At 72.2% G+C, this 18,099-nt stretch carries 21 protein-coding genes; 8 read left to right on the top strand and 13 right to left on the bottom strand.

What is annotated here, in order from left to right; translation table 11 throughout:
• The first annotated feature begins 16 nt into the window (after positions 1-16).
• Both BLT82_RS38650 and BLT82_RS03490 read left to right on the top strand, forming a co-directional pair.
• Positions 17-484: a Uma2 family endonuclease gene (locus BLT82_RS38650; RefSeq protein WP_342029394.1), complete on the top strand. Its 468-nt coding sequence runs from the start codon at positions 17-19 to the stop codon at positions 482-484.
• Positions 381-701, top strand: coding sequence for an STAS domain-containing protein (locus tag BLT82_RS03490; RefSeq protein WP_093652312.1), 321 nt, complete (start codon positions 381-383; stop codon positions 699-701). The genes BLT82_RS38650 and BLT82_RS03490 overlap by 104 nt, the downstream gene beginning before the upstream one ends.
• Here BLT82_RS03490 and BLT82_RS03495 read toward each other — a convergent pair.
• The 3 genes from BLT82_RS03495 to BLT82_RS03505 all read right to left on the bottom strand — a co-directional run bounded on the left by BLT82_RS03495 (position 685) and on the right by BLT82_RS03505 (position 3,871).
• Positions 685-1,671 (bottom strand): sigma-70 family RNA polymerase sigma factor, encoded by a 987-nt coding sequence (locus BLT82_RS03495; protein WP_093652313.1) that lies wholly within the window; start codon positions 1,669-1,671, stop codon positions 685-687. The genes BLT82_RS03490 and BLT82_RS03495 overlap by 17 nt on opposite strands.
• Before the next feature lie 66 nt (positions 1,672-1,737).
• Positions 1,738-2,451 (bottom strand): L,D-transpeptidase family protein, encoded by a 714-nt coding sequence (locus BLT82_RS03500; protein WP_208867682.1) that lies wholly within the window; start codon positions 2,449-2,451, stop codon positions 1,738-1,740.
• A 124-nt stretch (positions 2,452-2,575) separates the two neighbouring features.
• The gene (locus BLT82_RS03505; RefSeq protein ID WP_093652314.1) at positions 2,576-3,871 is read right to left on the bottom strand and encodes an MFS transporter; all 1,296 of its coding nucleotides are present in this window, start codon (positions 3,869-3,871) and stop codon (positions 2,576-2,578) included.
• A 62-nt stretch (positions 3,872-3,933) separates the two neighbouring features.
• Between BLT82_RS03505 and BLT82_RS03510 the strand changes: the two genes are divergently transcribed.
• Positions 3,934-4,887, top strand: a complete 954-nt coding sequence (locus BLT82_RS03510; RefSeq protein WP_093652315.1) for a LysR family transcriptional regulator — start codon at positions 3,934-3,936, stop codon at positions 4,885-4,887.
• Between the two features lie 90 nt (positions 4,888-4,977).
• On the opposite strand, the gene BLT82_RS03515 is transcribed toward BLT82_RS03510, so the two are convergent.
• Positions 4,978-5,802: an alpha/beta fold hydrolase gene (locus tag BLT82_RS03515; RefSeq protein ID WP_093652316.1), complete on the bottom strand. Its 825-nt coding sequence runs from the start codon at positions 5,800-5,802 to the stop codon at positions 4,978-4,980.
• Between the two features lie 151 nt (positions 5,803-5,953).
• Here BLT82_RS03515 and BLT82_RS03520 point away from each other — a divergent pair, with 151 nt between their 5' ends.
• Both BLT82_RS03520 and BLT82_RS03525 read left to right on the top strand, forming a co-directional pair.
• Entirely contained in the window at positions 5,954-7,141 is a 1,188-nt protein-coding gene (locus BLT82_RS03520; protein WP_093652317.1) for an adenosine deaminase, read from the top strand.
• 135 nt (positions 7,142-7,276) lie between these two features.
• Complete coding sequence (locus tag BLT82_RS03525) at positions 7,277-7,576, top strand: hypothetical protein (RefSeq protein ID WP_093652318.1); 300 nt, start codon at positions 7,277-7,279, stop codon at positions 7,574-7,576.
• A gap of 123 nt (positions 7,577-7,699) precedes the next feature.
• Here BLT82_RS03525 and BLT82_RS03530 read toward each other — a convergent pair whose 3' ends face one another.
• The 5 genes from BLT82_RS03530 to afsQ1 all read right to left on the bottom strand — a co-directional run bounded on the left by BLT82_RS03530 (position 7,700) and on the right by afsQ1 (position 11,548).
• Positions 7,700-7,900 carry a PspC domain-containing protein gene (locus BLT82_RS03530; RefSeq protein WP_093652319.1) on the bottom strand — a complete coding sequence of 67 codons (201 nt, stop codon included), beginning with the start codon at positions 7,898-7,900 and terminating at the stop codon, positions 7,700-7,702.
• 92 nt (positions 7,901-7,992) lie between these two features.
• Positions 7,993-8,562, bottom strand: coding sequence for a VanZ family protein (locus tag BLT82_RS03535; RefSeq protein WP_093652320.1), 570 nt, complete (start codon positions 8,560-8,562; stop codon positions 7,993-7,995).
• Positions 8,563-8,640: 78 nt separating this feature from the next.
• Entirely contained in the window at positions 8,641-9,321 is a 681-nt protein-coding gene (locus tag BLT82_RS03540; protein WP_244291817.1) for a hypothetical protein, read from the bottom strand.
• Positions 9,322-9,350: 29 nt separating this feature from the next.
• Positions 9,351-10,874 carry a sensor histidine kinase gene (locus tag BLT82_RS03545; protein ID WP_093652322.1) on the bottom strand — a complete coding sequence of 508 codons (1,524 nt, stop codon included), beginning with the start codon at positions 10,872-10,874 and terminating at the stop codon, positions 9,351-9,353.
• Positions 10,871-11,548, bottom strand: a complete 678-nt coding sequence (gene afsQ1 / locus BLT82_RS03550) for a two-component system response regulator AfsQ1 (RefSeq protein WP_026165053.1) — start codon at positions 11,546-11,548, stop codon at positions 10,871-10,873. The genes BLT82_RS03545 and afsQ1 overlap by 4 nt, the downstream gene beginning before the upstream one ends.
• A gap of 181 nt (positions 11,549-11,729) precedes the next feature.
• Here afsQ1 and BLT82_RS03555 point away from each other — a divergent pair, with 181 nt between their 5' ends.
• Positions 11,730-12,509 (top strand): SigE family RNA polymerase sigma factor, encoded by a 780-nt coding sequence (locus BLT82_RS03555; RefSeq protein WP_093652323.1) that lies wholly within the window; start codon positions 11,730-11,732, stop codon positions 12,507-12,509.
• 349 nt (positions 12,510-12,858) lie between these two features.
• Here the strand turns inward: BLT82_RS03555 and BLT82_RS03560 are convergent, their stop codons facing one another.
• Positions 12,859-13,497, bottom strand: a complete 639-nt coding sequence (locus BLT82_RS03560) for a hypothetical protein (protein ID WP_244291818.1) — start codon at positions 13,495-13,497, stop codon at positions 12,859-12,861.
• Between the two features lie 120 nt (positions 13,498-13,617).
• Here BLT82_RS03560 and BLT82_RS03565 point away from each other — a divergent pair, with 120 nt between their 5' ends.
• Positions 13,618-13,959 carry a hypothetical protein gene (locus BLT82_RS03565; protein ID WP_093652325.1) on the top strand — a complete coding sequence of 114 codons (342 nt, stop codon included), beginning with the start codon at positions 13,618-13,620 and terminating at the stop codon, positions 13,957-13,959.
• Between the two features lie 83 nt (positions 13,960-14,042).
• On the opposite strand, the gene BLT82_RS03570 is transcribed toward BLT82_RS03565, so the two are convergent.
• Genes BLT82_RS03570 through deoC form a run of 3 tightly spaced genes read right to left on the bottom strand, consistent with a single transcriptional unit; the run spans position 14,043 to position 17,352 of the window.
• On the bottom strand, positions 14,043-14,957 hold the full coding sequence (locus BLT82_RS03570) for an aldehyde dehydrogenase family protein (RefSeq protein ID WP_093652326.1): 915 nt from the start codon (positions 14,955-14,957) through the stop codon (positions 14,043-14,045).
• Positions 14,950-16,392 (bottom strand): aldehyde dehydrogenase family protein, encoded by a 1,443-nt coding sequence (locus BLT82_RS03575; protein WP_385944382.1) that lies wholly within the window; start codon positions 16,390-16,392, stop codon positions 14,950-14,952. Before BLT82_RS03575 ends, BLT82_RS03570 begins: the two co-directional genes overlap by 8 nt.
• 12 nt (positions 16,393-16,404) lie before the next feature.
• Positions 16,405-17,352 carry a deoxyribose-phosphate aldolase gene (deoC, locus tag BLT82_RS03580; protein WP_093652328.1) on the bottom strand — a complete coding sequence of 316 codons (948 nt, stop codon included), beginning with the start codon at positions 17,350-17,352 and terminating at the stop codon, positions 16,405-16,407.
• 99 nt (positions 17,353-17,451) lie between these two features.
• On the opposite strand from deoC, the gene BLT82_RS03585 reads away from it, so the two are divergent.
• Entirely contained in the window at positions 17,452-18,087 is a 636-nt protein-coding gene (locus BLT82_RS03585) for a PH domain-containing protein (RefSeq protein ID WP_093652329.1), read from the top strand.
• Positions 18,088-18,099: the final 12 nt, after the last annotated feature.

The raw sequence follows: 18,099 nt of genomic DNA on the forward strand, positions 1-18,099 counted from the left end.
CGAACCCGGTCACTACATGCCGGCTGCGGCCGCCCTGCTCGTCGTCGAGATCACCTCGAAGTCCGACGCCGATCACGATCGGATCGAGAAGCTGCACGGCTACGCGACAGCCGGAGTGCCTTTGCACCTGCTGCTCGACAGCGGGCACTCCGGACGGCCCACGGCGACCCTGTACGGGCAGCCCAAGAACGCCATGTACCGCGAGCTCGACACGGTGGAGTACGGGGAAGGGCTCCGCATCCCCGCCCCTTCGCCCTCACGATCGACACGGGCGTCCTGTCGGCTGACGTCCCGCCCGGCCTCCCGTGCGCGCGCGCCCCACGCGGGAAGTGACCGCGCCGATCCGATGAGTTGTCGTCGCGGGCGCGGTCTCTTCTCGTGTGGACAGCACTCGGCAGCCGATCGTCGTGGAGCTCATCGGCCGGATCACCCCGGCCGATGTGCCGCTGTTGTGCGCCCGGCTGCGGAGACAGGCCGCCGGTGACGGCACCGGCCGGGACGTCGTGTGCGACGCGGGCCTGCTGGCCGTCGCCGATCTGACGGCCGTCAACGCCGTCGTCCGGCTGCGGCTGACCGCCCGGAGGCTGGGCCGGGAGCTGCGGCTCGTGAACGCGGGTCCCGAGCTGCTCGCCCTGCTCTCCCTCGTCGGGCTGGGTGACGACGACCCTGACCGGCCGTCGCCGGTCAGCCCCCGGCGCTGAGCCGCTCCGGCAGCCCGAACAGCGGGAACCAGCGCTTGGTGTCCAGGAAGAAGTCCATCGCGCCGATCCGGCCGTCGGCGACCTCCAGGACGATCAGCGCCCAGGGCTCGTACCCCTCGCCGTCCTGGCTCGGGTGGTACTGGGCGAACGCCGGCGAGCCGTTGGCGACCGTGGGGACCAGCTTCGAGCCGCGGCACACCTCGCCGACGCCGAGCATCCAGCCCACGATGTCGTCGTGGCCCCGCAGCCACAGGTCGTACGGCGGCATGGACATCGTCGCGTCCTCGCGCAGCAGCGCCGTCAGAGCCTGCATGTCGTACCCCTCGAAGGCGGCGACGTAGCGCTCCAGCAGCTTCTGCTGCTCCTCGTCGAGCGGGTCCGCCGGATCGGAGGCCGATGGGTCGTACTCGGCGAGCGTGGCACGGGCCCGCTGGAGCGCGCTGTTGACCGAGGCGACGGACGTGCCCAGCAGCTCGGCCACCTCGGCGGCCTTCCACGCCAGCACCTCCCGCAGGATCAGCACCGCGCGCTGCTTCGGCGGCAGGTGCTGCAGCGCCGCGACGAACGCGAGCCTGATCGACTCGCGCTCCACCGTCGTGTCCGCCGGGTCGGCCACCGACGGCAGCACCCGCCCGTCCGGCACCGGCTCCAGCCAGGTGATCTCCGGACGGGCGGTGAGCTGGGCCCGGGCCACCGGGGTGGCGGCGGTCAGGTCCATCGGGCGGGCGCGGCGGTTGCCCGCGTTGAGCATGTCCAGGCACACGTTCGTGGCGATGCGGTACAGCCACGAACGCAGCGAGGATCTTCCCTCGAACTTCTCGAAGCTCTTCCAGGCCCGCACCATCGTGTCCTGGACCGCGTCCTCCGCCTCGAAGGCCGAGCCGAGCATGCGGTAGCAGTAACCGGTGAGCTCCGTCCGATAGCCCTCCAGCCGGGACTCGAGGTCCTGCGTCGATGCCAGATCACCCATGGGTCCGCCCCTGTCGCCGTCCGCACCAGCCCTTCGGACGCTACAGGAGGGGACTGACAACGGGGGTCAGGTTCCCGGCTTGCGGCCGTAGACGTACACGTCGTCCCCGTTCTTGAGCAGGTTCCAATACGCTTTGGCGTCAGCGGACCGCATGTTGACGCAGCCACCCGAGCCCGGCGGGTTGTACATGCTCTTGGTCACCGAGTGGAACGCCTGTCCGCCGTCGAAGAACTGCGAGTACGGCATCCACACCTTGTAGATCGTCGACCAGTGGTTGGTGCTGCGGTAGTAGACGCGCTTCGCGCCCGTGCGGGTCTCGGCGCCGTTCCGCCCGGTGCGCACCGGCACCGGCCCGTACTTGAGCTTCGAGCCGTCCTGGATCCAGCTCAGCTGCCGGGTCAGGTCGACACAGGCGATGCGCCCCTTGTTCGTCGGGCACGTGCCGGCCTTGTTCGGGGTCGTGCCCGCCGCCCGCTGGGCCAGGATCGTGTTCATCGTGCGCCAGGTGACCGTGCCCGCATAGCCGATGGTCGGGGTGATCCCGTGCCAGCGCTGGAAGGTCTGGATCGCCTTGCAGTCGGACGGCGACTGCCGCCCGTCGACCTTCAGGCCCATGAACTTCTCGACCTGCTTCTGGTACGGCCCGGTCGACGTCGTGCACGACGCCGCCTGGGCCGGCGCGGCGCCGAGCGCGAGGCTCAGCGGCACGACCAGCCCGGTGATGCCGAGGGCGGCACCACCCCGTCTCCGTATGGTCCCCCAGTGTCCTGCGCGGCCCATGGTCACCAACTCCCCTGTACGCCCGGTGCGGTTGCCTTGACCTATGGACGCGCAGGGGGGAGCGGCGGTTGTAGGGAGGAGGGGACGGATTCGGCGGATTTCCGGGACCGCCGTCACAGTGGCCTCAGTGGCGAACTCCCGCCGCAGAGAGCACCGGCCGGCGTTCCCGCGCACGGGCCGCGTACGACCCGTACAGCGTGATCGACACGACGCCGAGCACCGCCAGCAGCCCCAGCAGGACCGTGCCCGCCCAGCCGCCGGAGTGGAAGGCGACCGCGCCGAGCGTGCCGCCCGCGCTGCTGCCCAGGTAGTACGCCGACTGGTACAGGGCCGAGGCCTGGGCGCGGCCCGTCGTCGCGGTACGGCTGACCGAGGAGGAGGCCACCGCGTGCCCCGCGAAGAAGCCCGCCGTGATCAGCACCAGGCCCGCCAGCACCGCAGTCAGCGAGTCGGCCAGCGACAGCAGCAGACCCGCCGTCGTCGTACCGACCGCGAGGTACAGCGCTCCGCGCCGGCCGAGCCTGCCCACGAGACTGCCGGCCGCCGCGGACGAGACCGTGCCGACCAGGTAGACCAGGAAGACGGAGCCGACGACGCCCTGGGGAAGGCCGAACGGGGCGCCGACGAGGCGGTAGCCGATCACGGTGTAGACCGCGCCGAAGACCGTCATGAACAGCGCGCCGATCCCGTACAGCCGCATCAGCAGCGGGTCCGAGAGATGACCCCGGACGGTGCGCGCCAGCGCGCTCGGGTTCAGCGAACCGGGCGTGAAGTTCCGCGCCTTCGGCAGCAGCAGCCGGAACGCCACGGTGCAGACCACCGCCATCAGGCCGACCGCGGCGAGCGCCGCCCGCCAGCCCCACAGCTGCGCGACCCAGCCGGTCACGATCCGTCCGCTCATCCCGCCGATGCTGTTGCCGGCGACGAACAGCCCGATGGCCGCGACCAGTGCCTTCGGGCGCACCTCCTCAGCCAGGTACGCCATCGCCGAGGCGGGGATGCCGGCCAGTGCCGCGCCCTGCACCGCACGCAGCGCCACCAGCCACTCCGGGCCGGGCGCGAACGGCACCAGCAGCCCCAGGACCGTCGCCACCACCAGGGACACCGTCATCAGCCGCACCCTGCCGAACCGCTCGGACAGCGCGCTCAGCGGCAGTACGCACAGGGCGAGGGCCCCGGTGGCCGCGGAGACCGTCCAGCTGGCCGCGCTCGCGGTCACCCCGAAGTCGTCGGACACGGCGGGCAGCAGGGCCTGGGTGGAGTAGAGGAGGGCGAAGGTGGCGACGCCCGCGGTGAAGAGCGCGAAGCTCATCCGCCGGTAGCCGGGGACTCCGGGAGCGAGCCGCGACGAGGTGGGTTCGGGGGACGGCGAGGAGAGGGCACCCACGGTGGTGGGTGCCCCGGTACTTGCGGAAGGCATACGTCGAAGGTAGGCATTCCTTTTTGATGCGTCCAATGCATGGAACGGCTTTAATCGTTCCCATGGCGCATGACTACAGCTCACAGGGTCGCCTGTCACCGAGCAGTTACGAAGAAGACATGCGAATGCTCCTCGCGCCGCGCCTCGCGTACTTCGCCGGGGTCGCCCGGCACGAGCATGTGACGAGGGCCGCGCAGGAGCTCGGCGTGCCCCAGTCGACGCTCTCGCGCGCGATGGTCCGACTCGAACAGGACCTGGGGGTCACGCTGTTCACCCGCAAGGGCCGCACCGTGTCGCTGACGCCGGCCGGCCGCGACTTCCTCGTCTCGGTGGAGCGGGCCCTCGCCGAGGTCGAGCGGGCGGCGGAGTCGGTACGCGCCGACGCCGACCCCTCAGGGGGCAAGGTCGCCTTCGGCTTCCTGCACACCATGGGCTCCGAGACCGTGCCCGAGCTGATCCGGGCGTTCCGCGTCGACCATCCCCGCATCCGCTTCACGCTCGTGCAGAACTACGGCGAGGCGATGATCGAGCGGCTCCGCGCCGGCGAACTCGACCTCTGCCTCACCTCGCCGGTCCCGGACGCGCCGGACCTCGTCGCCCGGCGCCTCGACGAACAGCGGCTGCGGCTCGTCGTGCCCGACGACCACCGGCTCGCCACCCGCAAGCGGATCCGGCTGGCCGAGGCGGCGGACGAGACCTTCGTGACCCTCGAACCGGGCTACGGGCTGCGCCGCATCACCGACGCGCTGTGCGCCGAGGCGGGCTTCTCGCCCAGGGTCGCCTTCGAGGGCGAGGAGGCGGAGACGCTCCGCGGACTGGTCGCCGCGGGCCTGGGGGTGGCCCTCCTGCCGCCGCCGGCGGTGCCGCGCCCGGGGGTGGTCGAGCTGACGGTGACGGCGCCGCGGGCGATCCGGGAGGTGGGCGTGGCATGGCTGGACGGTCACGTGGACACGCCGCCGGTTGCGGCGTTCAAGAGGTTCCTGCTGTCGCGCCGGGGGAACCTGCTGCCGGACTGAGCCGGGCGCCCGGGGCGCGGTCGTACGGACGGGCGCGCACCGTCTGCCGGGGCGCCTGCCTCGGAGCCCCGGCACGGCACACCCGTACCGTCAGTGACGCAGCGCCCGCCCGAAGCCGGCGGCCAGGGGCATGCGGAGCCCGAGCGGCGGGGGTGCGGCGAGCGCGTCGGCGACGGGCCGGGCGTACGAGCGCGAGAACAGGGAGCCGAGGACGAAGTCCGCGGCCAGCGCCTGGACTTCGTCCTGGTACTGGCGCAGGGCGTGGCCGTCCGAATGGACCTCGAACCGGCACGTGTCCCGGTTCGTCTTCTTCGCCCGCACCGCCAGCCGGTACGACAGCTCCGGATCGCTTCTGGCGTCGTTCGTGCCGTGCACGATGAGGACCTGGCGGCCCACGAGCTGCTTCACCGGTTCGGGTTGCGCGGCGACATCGTCCTCGGGCAGCCAAGGGGCAAGCGCCAGAACGGAGTTGACGGCGTCGTGCCCTGCCGCGTGCAGGGCCGCGCGGCCTCCCATGCCCTGCCCTGCCAGGCACACGGGGACGTCGCCGTAACGGCGGACCGCCTCTTCCACGGCCCAGGACGCATCCGCCGCGAGCCGGGCGTCCGGGCCGTTCCAGCCGCGCCCGCGGTAGCGCACGACGTGCGCGACGAGACCGTCCGCCCGGCCCGCACGGGCGAGGGAGCGCGCCAGCGGCAGCGCGGAGGCGTGGGAGACCGTGGAGGGGCCGCGTGCCGAAGCGGGCTCACCGTCCGGAAGCACCAGGACCACTCCGGTGACGACCCCGTCCGCCGTCTCTCCGGAGGGCCGGACGGCGCGGCCCAGCCTGGCCCGCACGGCGGCGCCGCCGTGCCCTTCCCCTCGCGCCGCGTTCCCCTCGAGCCCGGCACGGGCCGACCCCGCCGCGCCCGCCATGCGCCCCCACCACCGGGGCAGTGCGTGGTGTGCCATGGCAGAACAGTCTCAGAAGGACAGGTGTACTCCACCCGTCCGCACGGTCACTGTTACGTATCGACAGGTGATTCGTGCAGCTGCCTTCTACGCGCGTAGGGATTAGAGTGCGGAGATGACGAGCCAGACACCCCACGCGTCCTCCCGGGGAAGCGCCCCCGGGCACCAGGGGCCGACCACGGACCAGATCCGCCGCGCCCCGAAGGTTCTTCTGCACGACCACCTCGACGGCGGGCTGCGCCCCGGCACGGTCATCGACCTCGCCCGTGCCGTCGGCTACGACGCCCTGCCCGAGACCGAGCCGGACAAGCTCGGCATCTGGTTCCACGAGGCCGCCGACTCCGGCTCGTTGGAGCGCTACCTGGAGACGTTCGCGCACACCTGTGCCGTCATGCAGACCCGGGAGGCGCTCAAGCGCGTCGCGGTCGAGTGTGCCGAGGACCTCGCCGAGGACGGCGTCGTGTACGCCGAGGTGAGGTACGCGCCGGAGCAGCACCTCGAGTCGGGGCTGACCCTCGAAGAGGTCGTCGAGGCGGTGAACGAGGGCTTCCGGGAGGGCGAGCGCCGGGCCCGGGCCAACGGCCACCGCATCCGGGTCGGCGCCCTTCTGACCGCCATGCGGCACGCCGCCCGGGCGCTGGAGATCGCCGAACTCGCCAACCGCTACCGGGACTCGGGCGTCGTCGGCTTCGACATCGCGGGTGCCGAGGCGGGTTACCCGCCCACCCGCCACCTCGACGCGTTCGAGTACCTCAAGCGGGAGAACAACCACTTCACGATCCACGCCGGCGAGGGATTCGGGCTGCCGTCCATCTGGCAGGCCCTCCAGTGGTGCGGCGCCGACCGGCTCGGTCACGGCGTCCGCATCATCGACGACATCGACGTCGCCGCCGACGGCAGCGTGAAGCTGGGGCGGCTCGCCGCGTACGTCCGGGACAAGCGGATCCCGCTCGAGCTGTGCCCGACCTCCAATCTGCAGACCGGTGCCGCGTCCTCGTACGCGGAGCACCCCATCGGGCTGCTGCGCCGGCTGCACTTCAGGGCCACCGTCAACACGGACAACCGGCTGATGAGCAACACGAGTATGAGTCGTGAATTCGAGCTGCTGACCGAGACGTTCGGCTACACGCTCGACGACATGCAGTGGTTCACGGTCAATGCGATGAAGTCGGCGTTCATTCCTTTTGATGAGCGGCTCGCGATGATCAGCGACGTCATCAAGCCCGGATACGCCGAACTGAAATCCGAGTGGCTTTTCCAGCAGACCGCCGCGACCAGCGGTTCCGCCGCGAAGAAGGGCTGAGGCGCGGGAGGGGGGGAACCGGCCGGGAGTGTCAAATCCCGGTCTTTTTCCCTCCTCCGGGTGTTTGCGGGGCCGCGGAGGCGCTGGCTAGCTTGCAAAGCCGTGCAATTTCCCCTCCCCAAGGAAACACACCTGATGAAGCAAGCTGCTGCCAAGACCCTCGGTGTCGCCGCTCTCGGCGCCGCCTTTGCCGCTGCCGCCGCCGGTTCCGCGTCGGCCGCGACGTCCCTCCCCGACGTCGGCACGCCGGTGGACGCGCTCTCCGCCGTCCAGCCGACCGTGCTGCCCGCCGTCGAGGAGCTCGCCCAGCAGTCCGGTCCCAGGATCCTGCCCGCCCCCGCACCCGCCCCCGTCGGCGGCCTCCTGGGCGGTCTGCCGCTCAGTGGCCTGCCGCTGAACGGCCTGCCCCTGAACGGCCTGCCGCTGCCCATGTGACCAGGGCGCACGGCGTCCGGTGACGAGGGACGCCCGACGGCGCGAGCGCCGACGACGAGGGGCGCGCACCCGGACATCCGGGTGCGCGCCCCTGTGCGCTGGTCGCGCTGGTCGCGGCGGTCGTCACCAGGCGGTGGACGTGGTCTTCTCCGTCGGCAGCAGCAGCCACAGCGCCAGGTACAGCAGGATCTGCGGGCCGGGCAGCAGGCAGGACGCCAGGAAGATCACGCGCATCGTGGTCGCGGAGGTGCCGAAGCGCCGTGCCAGCGCTGCGCACACACCGCCGATCATGCGTCCGTCACGAGGGCGGGCAAGTGCGGCCATGGCGGGCTCCTTCACGAGTCCTTCCGGGGAGCCGCTCCGTCGGGCTCCCGATGACTCCATCTTCACCGGGAACAAGCGGAACAAGCGTCGCTCTAGGGGGCGATCCCGACCCTGGGAATCGTCGGGGTGGGCCCCTGAGGAGCGTCCTCCCGGAGCAGGGGCCCCCGCTCCTTCCCAGGGCCTGCCGGCCGCCGTCCGGAGCCCCCGCGCCGCAGCCGGGCCCGTCCGGCGGGCACGACGAGGAGATGGGCCAGCGCCACCCCGGCCGTGTTGAGCAGCAGCGAGTCCACGTCGGCGACCCGGCCCGGCACCGCGGTCTGGAGCAGTTCGATGCCCAGGGACAGCAGCGCACCGGCCGCGACCGTACGTGCCAGTGAGGCCCAGGGGGAGACGGCGAGCCTGCCGCCCGCCATCGGGAGCAGTATCCCGAGCGGAGCCAGGAGCAGCATTCCCTCGCCGATCCGGCGGGCCGCCCGTACCGGGCCCGCCGCGAGGTCGGCCTTGATGCCCGCCAGCGGTTCCAGGTTCGCCGCCGTCACCCACGGCACATCCAGCGGGCGGAGCGTCAGCCACGCCACGAGAGCGAGATGTGCGAGCAGGAGGACGCCTCCTGCGACGCGGAAGCGGATGGCGGCACTGCCGCCCGAACCTTGACGCTGCACGCACCCCAAGACGCGACGACCGGCGGGATCGGTTCCGCACCGGCCGCGTCCGCGTCGCGGAACGGCTGCCGAGCCCCGTCAGGAAGCGGCCGGCGAGGGCGTCGGGCCCGCGGTCGGCAGGGCCGTGTCGGGACGCTGCTTGACCGAGTCCGTGCAGCGGTAGCCGCGGGGCGCGTACTCGCCGGGACCCGCGAGCACCACCGTGCCGCTCCCGGTCGCCACCTCGCTCTCCGCGAGCGTGCACACGACCTGTGCCAGTGCCGCCGGCGGCAGGTCCTCGGGCTGACGGCTCAGCCGCAGCGTGCCGGCGGGGTCGCCGTCACGCGGCGGGGAGACGGTCAGCGGCCCTCGTACGAGGGTGGCGAACCCGGCCTCCCGCTCGGTCTCCGACGGTTCCTCCAGCAGCTCGCCGAGGAGCGCCTGGGCGATCCGCACCCGGTTGCCGGTCCGCCCCTCGGAGATCGGAACGGTACGGTCCACCGCCTCCAGCGCCGACGCGCACACCAGGTACACCCGCACCGGCATCTGCGGCTGCGTCTGGGTGGCGGTCTCCTTGCCGGAGAGCGTGCACGGCACCCGGGAGGGCGCCGGGCCGGCGTCGACCGGCACCGTGGTCGTCCTGATGCCGCAGCCGCTGACGGCCGCCGCCAGGGCGATGGCACCGGCCAGGGCGGCGACCGCCCGACGCGCCCCCGGACGCGAGGTGCCGTGCTCCGTCCCGGCCGCGTTGCCACCGGCGCCCGCCGGCGCGTCCGGCACGGGGGACCGGCGTGACCCACGTACTCGGCTCACCGCGCGTCGCCCGCCTCTCCCTGCTCGGTGTCGCGCTCCTGGCCGGGACGCCCGTGGCCCTCCGGGGAGATGCCGGAGGCGTCGCGCGGCAGCCGCAGCACGAACACCGCACCGCCGTCGCCGTCCGTCGAGTTGGCCGCGGTGATGCCGCCGCCGTGGATGAGGGCGTTCTCCATCGCGATGGACAGTCCCAGGCCGCTGCCCTCGGACCGCGGCCGCGAGGCGCTCGCCTTGTAGAACCGGTCGAAGACGTGCGGCAGGACCTCCTCCGGGATGCCGGGACCGTGGTCCCGTACCTCGATGACCAGCTCCTCGCCCTCCGTCCGCACCGCCACCCGGACCGGCGAGCCGCCGTGCTTCAGGGCGTTGCCGATCAGATTCGCCAGTATGACGTCGAGGCGGCGCGGGTCGAGGCGGGCCATGATGCCGCGCTCCGCGTCCAGTTCCACGGCGTCGAGCCAGGCCCGGGCGTCGATGCAGGCGGTGACCTGGTCGGCGACGTCGACGTCGTCCAGGACCAGCCGGGCCGTGCCCGCGTCGAAGCGGGTCACCTCCATCAGATTCTCCACCAGGTCGTTCAGCCGTCGCGTCTCGCTCACCACCAGCTCCACGGCCGGGGCGATCATCGGGTCGAGGGTGTCCTGCTCGCCCTCCAGGATCTCCGTCACGGCGGTGAGCGCGGTGAGCGGCGTGCGCAGCTCGTGCGACATGTCGGCGACGAAGCGGCGGCTGGACTCCTCCCGCGCGCTCATGTCCGCCATCTTCTTCTCCAGCGACTCCGCCGCGTTGTTGAAGGTCCGCGACAGATCGGCCAGTTCGTCCGTGCCGGACACCTGGAGCCGGGTGTCCAGCTTGCCCTCGCCGAGCTGCCGCGCCGCCTGCCCGAGCCGCTGGACCGGCTTGAGCACGGTCGTCGCGGCCGCCTGCGCCAGCAGCGCCGAGCCGGCCAGGGCCAGGGCCGTGGCGATACCCAGCGACCACGCGAGCGAGTTCAGGTCCTGGCGCTCCTGGTCGAGCGACTTGAACAGATAGCCGGTGGGCCCTCCGCCGACGATGCGCGTACCGGCGACCAGATAGGGCGTGTTGCCGCGCTGGGTGCGCACCCAGAACAGATGCGGCTGCTCGTTCACCGCGTCCCGCAGCTGCGCGGGTACGTCGTCGAGCGTGAAGAGGTCCGGGTCGGAGGCGCCGACGATCGGCTTGCCGGCCGCCCGCTCCCCGAGCAGCAGGACGCTGTAGCCGGCCGTGCCGCCCGCCATCTGCTCGGCGGTCGTCTGGAGTTCGCTCTCCGTCGGCCGCGCCGGCAGCGACGCGGCACGGTTCTGCATCTGCTGGCGGAAGTCGCCCAGCGCCGCGTCCTGCGTACGGGTCAGCACGGCCTCGCGGTTCAGCCAGTACGCGATGCCGGACGCGGACACGGCGGCGGTCAGCGCGACCATGCCGAACACGACGACGAGGCGCAGTCTGAGACTGGTCCAGCCAAGTCCCGCCAGTATGGCCCTCTTTGCGGCACCGCTCACTGAGGCGTGTCCAGCCGGTAGCCCACGCCTCTGACCGTGCGGATCAGCGTCGGCGAGGACGGGACGTCCTCCACCTTCGCCCGCAACCGCTGGACACACGCGTCCACGAGACGGGAGTCGCCCAGGTAGTCGTGCTCCCACACGAGGCGCAGCAGCTGCTGGCGCGAGAGGGCCTGGCCGGGCCGGCGGCTCAGCTCCAGCAGGAGACGCAGCTCGGTCGGCGTGAGCTGCAGGTCCTCGCCGTTCTTGGTGACCGTCATCGCGGAGCGGTCGATCACCAGCGAGCCGAAGGTCGCGGAGTCCGTGGACTCGCGCTCACCACGCCGCAGCACGGCGCGGATCCGGGCGTCGAGCACCCGCCCCTGCACCGGTTTGACCACGTAGTCGTCGGCGCCCGACTCCAGGCCGACCACGACGTCGATGTCGTCGCTCCGGGCGGTCAGCAGGATGATCGGCAGCTGGTCCGTGCGCCTGATCCGCCGGCACACCTCGAAACCGTCGATGCCGGGCAGCATCACATCCAGCACGATCAGGTCCGGCCGCTGCTCACGCAGCAGTTTCAGGCCGTCCTCGCCCGTCGCCGCGGTGGCCACACGGTGGCCCTGGCGTGACAGCGAGAGTTCGAGGGCCGTGCGGATGGCGTCGTCGTCCTCGATCAGCAACAGGAAAGGCACGGAGGTCATTCTGGCCCATGCGGCCCCGACAGTTCGACCGCTGGACCGCCACGGCCCGTCCCGCCAGGGACACGGGGCCCTGTGACAGGCCTGTGACAGTCGGCGGACAGCGGCGTGAAGTCACCCGGGCAGAGTCTTCTCCACAAGGCACGAACGGACTCCTACCGACGGGGGGCGCGAGATGAACGCACTGCACAGCACCTCTTCAAGCGCAGTTGTCATGCGTCTCCACGACGTCGTGCGGAACACCGAGAAGTCCGGCGCCGTGAACGGACGGGGGTGCGTTCGCGGCGCCGGGCGCCAGCACAGGCCGTCGCCGGCGGACCAGGGACGCACGTCCTGCATGACCGTCGTCGACGTCAGGGTCGAGGGGGGCCACGGGGGAAGCGCGTACGGGGAGGCCGCGGGGGAGCGGAGCGTCACGGGGGAGCGGGCGGACGCCGAAGCGGCGTTCACCGCCTACGTCCAGGAGCGCCGCGCCTCCCTGTACGCGACGGCTTACCACCTGACCGGCGACCGCTACGAGGCGGAGGACCTGCTGCAGAGCGCGCTGTTCTCCACCTACCGGGCGTGGGACCGGATCAGCGACAAGGCGGCGGTCGGCGGCTACCTGCGCCGGACGATGACGAACCTGCACATCAGCGCCTGGCGCCGGCGCAAGATCGACGAGTACCCGACCGAGGAGCTGCCCGAGACGGCCGGCGACACGGACGCGATGCGCGGCACGGAGCTGCGGGCGGTCCTGTGGCAGGCCCTGGCACGGCTGCCCGAGCTGCAGCGCACGATGCTGGTGCTGCGCTACTACGAGGGCCGCACGGACCCGGAGATCGCGGAGATCCTCGACATCAGTGTCGGCACGGTGAAGTCGAGCATCTGGCGCTCCCTGCGCCGGATGCGCGAGGACGACGCCCTCAGCTTCGGCCGTGACGAGGAGGAGTCCTTCGGCGAGCTGGTGGCCTGAAGGCGGTACGGGGGGACCACGGGGGACCACGGGGGATCCACGGGGGAGACGAAGCGGGGCCGTACAGGACCGGGGGTCTTGTACGGTCCCGCTTCGCGTGTGCGCGGACGGCCAAGGAGGGCCGGGGCCGGAGGCGTTGCCGGGTCCGGAGCGGGTCGCGGGCCGGGCGGCGGGCGCCCTGGCCAGGAGGGCCGGATCGTGCGGCGTGTGCTCGTCCGGAGCGGGGTCGTGCGGTTGTGCCCGGGGGCCGCGCCCGAGCAGCCGCGCGTCCCCACCGGGGCCCGCGCCGGGCTCCGTTTCCGCGAGGCCGGGCCCGCGCCGGTGGACGGGAGTTCGCTCTTCGGGCCGCCTACACCGCTTCCGTCGCCGGCGCGCGGTGGCAGTGCCCCGCGGCAGCGGCGGCGAGGCGGCCCAGGGCCTCGTCCGTGCCGCAGGCGTGGGCGCCGAGCGCCGTCTGGCGGGCGACGATGCCGCGCTCGGCGCGCATCAGGCGCCAGCCGCGCCGGACGAGGAAGGGCACGGACTTGCGCCCCTCGCGCAGATCGCGCACGAGCCGGCGGCGGAAGGTGGTCGAGGGGCGTCCACGCAGGCACAGGGCGTCCGCGAGGATGCCGAGTTCCCGGCAGCGGTCCACGATGTCCGCGGCGAAGATGCCCTCCGCGACGAACAGCGTGGCGCTGGAGATGTCGACGGTCTCGCGGCCGGTCCGGGAGCTGGTGGCGATGTCGTACACGGGGACCGTCGTCCGTCCCGTGCGGCACAGTTCGGCGACGGCGCCGACCGCGGCGTCGGCGTCCCAGGAGGCGGGGGAGTCCCAGTCGACGGCCGCCGTGCCCGCCATCAGCGGGAGCGTCGGGTCGTCACCCTCCTTGTAGAAGTCGTCGAGGCGCAGCACCGGGAGGCCGGAGCGGGCGGCGAGGGACGATTTTCCGGAACCGGAGGGCCCGGACAGCAGGACGACGCGCATCGGCGGCGGTTGGGAACTCACGGGACACCAGTGTGAGGCATTGACCCGTGCAGGGGATCCCCTGGAGGTCCGGTTGGTATCGAGCGTCACATCGCAACTACGCTGCGTCGTCGATCGGTTACTTCTGGAGGCAGGATTCCCATGGCAGGCACGAAATTCCTCAGGGCGGCCGGGCTGACCGTCACCGCGCTGGGCGCGGCGCTCGGCGCCGGGGCGGCACCGGCCCAGGCGGCGCACGCGGACGGCCACGGCTCCGAGACCGTGAACGCCCTCGCGGACACCGTCGGGTACGTCGGAGCCCCCGTCGAGAGCGTCCCGCTGAACCCGCTCGCGCACACCGGTGTGGATCCGCTCGACAACGGCGTCGGCACGCAGGTCGCCGACTTCAAGGCGCTCAACACCCGGCACGTCACCGGCTCCCTGGGCAGCCCGCGCGAGGTCCCGGTCGCCGGCCCGCTGCTCGGCGGGCTCATCCCGGGCTGAGGGCGGGGTACGGCGACGGGCCCGCGGGGAGCATCCCCGCGGGCCCGTTCGGCACACCGGCCTCCCGCGGCCGGTGGCAGGCGTCAGTACGCGGAGCCGGAGGCCCCCAGCGAACCCGTCGGGTGCCAGACCGTCTTGGTCTCCAGGAACGACGTCAGCCGGTCCGTGCCGGGCTCGGCCGTCCAGTCCTCGGCGCGGGGCCGCAGCACCCGCTTGAGGTTGTCCGCGGCGGCGACCTCGAGCTCCTTGGCGAGCTGCGCATCGGCGCCGGTCAGGTCGATCGCGTTGACGTCCTGGTGCGCGGCCAGCGGGGCGGAGATCTCCGCCGTGCGGCCGGAGAGGACGTTCACGACTCCGCCGGGGAGGTCGGACGTGGCCAGCACCTCGCCGAGGGACAGCGCCGGCAGCGGGGCGCGCTCCGAGGCGACGACCACGACCGTGTTGCCCGTCGCGATCACGGGGGCGATCACCGAGACCAGCCCGAGGAAGGACGACTCCTGCGGGGCGAGGACGGTGACGACACCGGTCGGTTCGGGCGTCGACAGGTTGAAGTACGGGCCGGCGACCGGGTTCGCCCCGCCCACGACCTGGCCGATCTTGTCCGTCCAGCCCGCGTACCAGACCCAGCGGTCGATCGCCGCGTCCACGACCGCGCCCGCCTTGGACTTCGACAGGCCCTCGGCCTCGCCGACCTCGCGGACGAACTGCCCGCGGCGGCCCTCCAGCATCTCGGCGACGCGGTAGAGGATCTGGCCCCGGTTGTACGCCGTGGCGCCCGACCAGCCGCCGAACGCCTTGCGCGCCGCGACCACCGCGTCACGGGCGTCCTTGCGGGAGGAGAGGGGCGCGTTGGCCAGCCACTTGCCCTTGCCCCCCGCGCCGGCGGCTGATGTCGCTGTGGTCACCTCGTACACCCGGCCGCTCTCACTGCGGGGGAACTTGCCCCCGACGTACAGCTTGTAGGTCTTGAAGACGGACAGACGCGTCGACTCAGACATCGAGGTAGGCCTCCAGACCGTGGCGACCGCCCTCGCGGCCGAAGCCCGACTCCTTGTATCCGCCGAAGGGCGAGGTCGGGTCGAACTTGTTGAAGGTGTTGGCCCACACGACACCGGCACGGAGCTTGTTCGCCACCGCGAGGATGCGGGAGCCCTTCTCCGTCCAGATGCCCGCCGACAGGCCGTACTGGCTGTTGTTGGCCTTGGCGACGGCCTCGTCCGGGGTGCGGAACGTCAGCACCGACAGCACCGGGCCGAAGATCTCGTCACGGGCGATGGTGTGGGCCTGGGTGACGTTCGTGAACAGCGTCGGGGCGAACCAGTAGCCGGACGAAGGCAGTTCGCACGGCGCAGTCCAGCGCTCGGCGCCCTCGGCCTCACCGGTCTCGGCGAGGGCCGTGATCCGGGCCAGCTGCTCGGCCGAGTTGATGGCGCCGATGTCGGTGTTCTTGTCCAGCGGGTCGCCGAGGCGCAGCGTCGACAGCCGCCGCTTGAGGGAGTCCAGCAGCTCGTCCTGGATCGACTCCTGGACGAGGAGCCGGGAACCGGCGCAGCAGACCTGGCCCTGGTTGAAGAAGATGCCGCCGACGATGCCCTCGACGGCCTGGTCGATCGGGGCGTCGTCGAAGACGATGTTGGCGCCCTTGCCGCCCAGCTCCAGCGTGAGCTTCTTGTCCGTGCCGGCCACCTCGCGGGCGATGGCCTTGCCGACGGCGGTGGAACCGGTGAAGGCCACCTTGTTCACGTCCGGGTGCGCGACGAGCGCGGCGCCCGCGTCGCCGTAGCCGGGGACGATGTTGACGACGCCCTTGGGCAGCCCCGCCTGGCGGCAGATGTCGGCGAAGAAGAGTGCGGACAGCGGGGTGGTCTCGGCGGGCTTGAGCACCACGGTGTTGCCGGTGGCGAGCGCCGGGGCGATCTTCCACGCCAGCATCAGCAGCGGGAAGTTCCACGGGATGACCTGGCCGGCGACGCCGAGCGGCCGCGGGTCGGGTCCGTACCCCGCGTGGCCCAGCTTGTCGGCCCAGCCCGCGTAGTAGAAGAAGTGCGCCGCGACCAGCGGGAGGTCCGCGTCGCGGGTCTCCTTGATCGGCTTTCCGTTGTCCAGGGTCTCCAGCACGGCGAGCTCGCGCGAGCGCTCCTGGATGATCCGGGCGATGCGGAACAGGTACTTGGCGCGCTCCGAGCCCGGCAGGGCGGACCACTTCTCGAACGCCTTGCGCGCGGCCTTCACCGCACGGTCGACGTCCTCGGAGCCCGCCTGGGCGACCTCGGACAGGACCTCCTCGCTGGAGGGGGACACGGTCTTGAAGACCTTGCCGTCGGCGGCGTCGGTGAACTCGCCGTCGATGAAGAGGCCGTACGAGGGGGCGATGTCGACGACCGACCGCGACTCGGGTGCGGGTGCGTACTCGAAGAGAGAATGCTTGTCCATGGTCATGGGGTCTCAGTCCACCGTCACGTAGTCGGGGCCGGAGTAGCGGCCGGTCGCCAGCTTCTGGCGCTGCATCAGCAGGTCGTTCAGCAGGCTGGACGCGCCGAACCGGAACCAGTGGTTGTCCAGCCAGTCCTCGCCCGCCGTCTCGTTGACGAGCACCAGGAACTTGATGGCGTCCTTGCTGGTGCGGATGCCGCCGGCGGGCTTCACGCCGACCTGTACGCCGGTCTGCGCGCGGAAGTCGCGGACGGCTTCCAGCATGAGCAGGGTGTTGGCCGGGGTCGCGTTGACGGCGACCTTGCCGGTCGACGTCTTGATGAAGTCGGCTCCGGCCATCATGCCGAGCCAGGAGGCGCGGCGGATGTTGTCGTAGGTGGAGAGCTCGCCGGTCTCGAAGATGACCTTCAGCCGTGCGGGGCCGGAGGCCTCCTTCACGGCGCGGATCTCCTCGAAGACCTTCATGTAGCCGCCCGCGAGGAAGGCGCCGCGGTCGATCACCATGTCGATCTCGTCGGCCCCCGCCGCGACGGCGTCACGGGTGTCCGCGAGCTTGACGTCGAGGGCGGCGCGGCCCGCGGGGAAGGCGGTGGCGACGGAGGCGACCTTCACGTCCGCCCCGGCCAGGGCCTCCTTGGCGGTGGCCACCATGTCGGGGTAGACGCAGACGGCGGCCGTCGTCGGGGTGGTGCGGTCGGTCGGATCGGGGTGGACGGCCTTGGCGGCGAGCGCCCGGACCTTGCCCGGGGTGTCCGCGCCTTCCAGCGTCGTCAGGTCGATCATCGAGATGGCCAGGTCGATGGCGTACGCCTTGGCCGTCGTCTTGATCGAGCGGGTGCCGAGGGACGCGGCGCGCGCTTCCAGGCCGACAGGATCGACCCCGGGCAGCCCGTGCAGGAAGCGGCGCAGTGCGCTGTCGGACGAGGTCACGTCAGCGAATGCAGGTGCAATGGTGGGCATGGTCACCAGACCAGCATATCTACGCGCGTAGCAACCTGTACAGGGGGCACCCGGGACTCGTCATCGGGCACCGCGGGCCCATGGGGCAGAATCGGGAGCATGAAGAGCCCCCAGCAGCCGACCGCCGAGCCGGTCTACGCCGACCGCGCCTACCGTTCGATTTCCGGCATCGCGGCCGGTGTGCTGCTGCTCGCGCTCACCGGCTGGATCGGCGGCGACGCGCTCGTCCGCGGCGAGGGGCTGACTCCGTGGATCGCGCTCGCGGGACTCCTGGTGCTGGTACCGCTGATCGTCGCCTTCACGCTGCGGCCCGCGGTCTTCGCCAACGACGACCGGCTCCGCATCAGGAACCCCTTCCGCACCATCGTGCTGCCCTGGCAGACGGTCTCGGACGTGCGCGCCGCGTACTCCAGCGAGGTCTTCACCGAGGACGGCGCGAAGTACCAGCTGTGGGCCGTGCCGGTGTCGCTGCGGCAGCGCAAGACGGCCGCCCGCCGCCGGTCGAGGGCCGCCGCGGGCGACTCCTCCCGCCTCGGGCCGGGAGGCGCCCCGGCCGGCGGTGCGTCGCACGTGGCGCCCGGCGACCGGACCATCGCCGAACTGCGGGAGCTGTCCGAGCAGGCCGCGCACCGCCCGACCGCCAAGGGCGAACCCCAGGTGCGCTGGGCGTACGAGATCGCCGGCCCCGTCGTCGTGGGTGCGCTCGCCCTGGTGGTCCTGCTCGCCGTCGGCTGATCCGGCGCGGTC

The organism is Streptomyces wuyuanensis, assembly GCF_900103455.1.
In the GTDB taxonomy this organism is placed as follows: domain Bacteria; phylum Actinomycetota; class Actinomycetes; order Streptomycetales; family Streptomycetaceae; genus Streptomyces; species Streptomyces wuyuanensis.

Excerpts from the sequence above, each read along its gene's own strand:
- deoC (WP_093652328.1), bottom strand. The coding sequence starts at position 17,352 with ATGCCCACCATTGCACCTGCATTCGCTGACGTGACCTCGTCCGACAGC.
- BLT82_RS03510 (WP_093652315.1), top strand. The coding sequence starts at position 3,934 with ATGGCGCATGACTACAGCTCACAGGGTCGCCTGTCACCGAGCAGTTAC.
- BLT82_RS03575 (WP_385944382.1), bottom strand. The coding sequence starts at position 16,392 with ATGGACAAGCATTCTCTCTTCGAGTACGCACCCGCACCCGAGTCGCGG.
- BLT82_RS03555 (WP_093652323.1), top strand. The coding sequence starts at position 11,730 with ATGAACGCACTGCACAGCACCTCTTCAAGCGCAGTTGTCATGCGTCTC.
- BLT82_RS03515 (WP_093652316.1), bottom strand. The coding sequence starts at position 5,802 with ATGGCGGGCGCGGCGGGGTCGGCCCGTGCCGGGCTCGAGGGGAACGCG.
- BLT82_RS03530 (WP_093652319.1), bottom strand. The coding sequence starts at position 7,900 with ATGGCCGCACTTGCCCGCCCTCGTGACGGACGCATGATCGGCGGTGTG.
- BLT82_RS38650 (WP_342029394.1), top strand. The coding sequence starts at position 17 with ATGCCGGCTGCGGCCGCCCTGCTCGTCGTCGAGATCACCTCGAAGTCC.
- BLT82_RS03525 (WP_093652318.1), top strand. The coding sequence starts at position 7,277 with ATGAAGCAAGCTGCTGCCAAGACCCTCGGTGTCGCCGCTCTCGGCGCC.
- BLT82_RS03520 (WP_093652317.1), top strand. The coding sequence starts at position 5,954 with ATGACGAGCCAGACACCCCACGCGTCCTCCCGGGGAAGCGCCCCCGGG.
- BLT82_RS03585 (WP_093652329.1), top strand. The coding sequence starts at position 17,452 with ATGAAGAGCCCCCAGCAGCCGACCGCCGAGCCGGTCTACGCCGACCGC.
- BLT82_RS03565 (WP_093652325.1), top strand. The coding sequence starts at position 13,618 with ATGGCAGGCACGAAATTCCTCAGGGCGGCCGGGCTGACCGTCACCGCG.
- BLT82_RS03570 (WP_093652326.1), bottom strand. The coding sequence starts at position 14,957 with ATGTCTGAGTCGACGCGTCTGTCCGTCTTCAAGACCTACAAGCTGTAC.
- BLT82_RS03505 (WP_093652314.1), bottom strand. The coding sequence starts at position 3,871 with ATGCCTTCCGCAAGTACCGGGGCACCCACCACCGTGGGTGCCCTCTCC.
- BLT82_RS03500 (WP_208867682.1), bottom strand. The coding sequence starts at position 2,451 with ATGGGCCGCGCAGGACACTGGGGGACCATACGGAGACGGGGTGGTGCC.
- BLT82_RS03495 (WP_093652313.1), bottom strand. The coding sequence starts at position 1,671 with ATGGGTGATCTGGCATCGACGCAGGACCTCGAGTCCCGGCTGGAGGGC.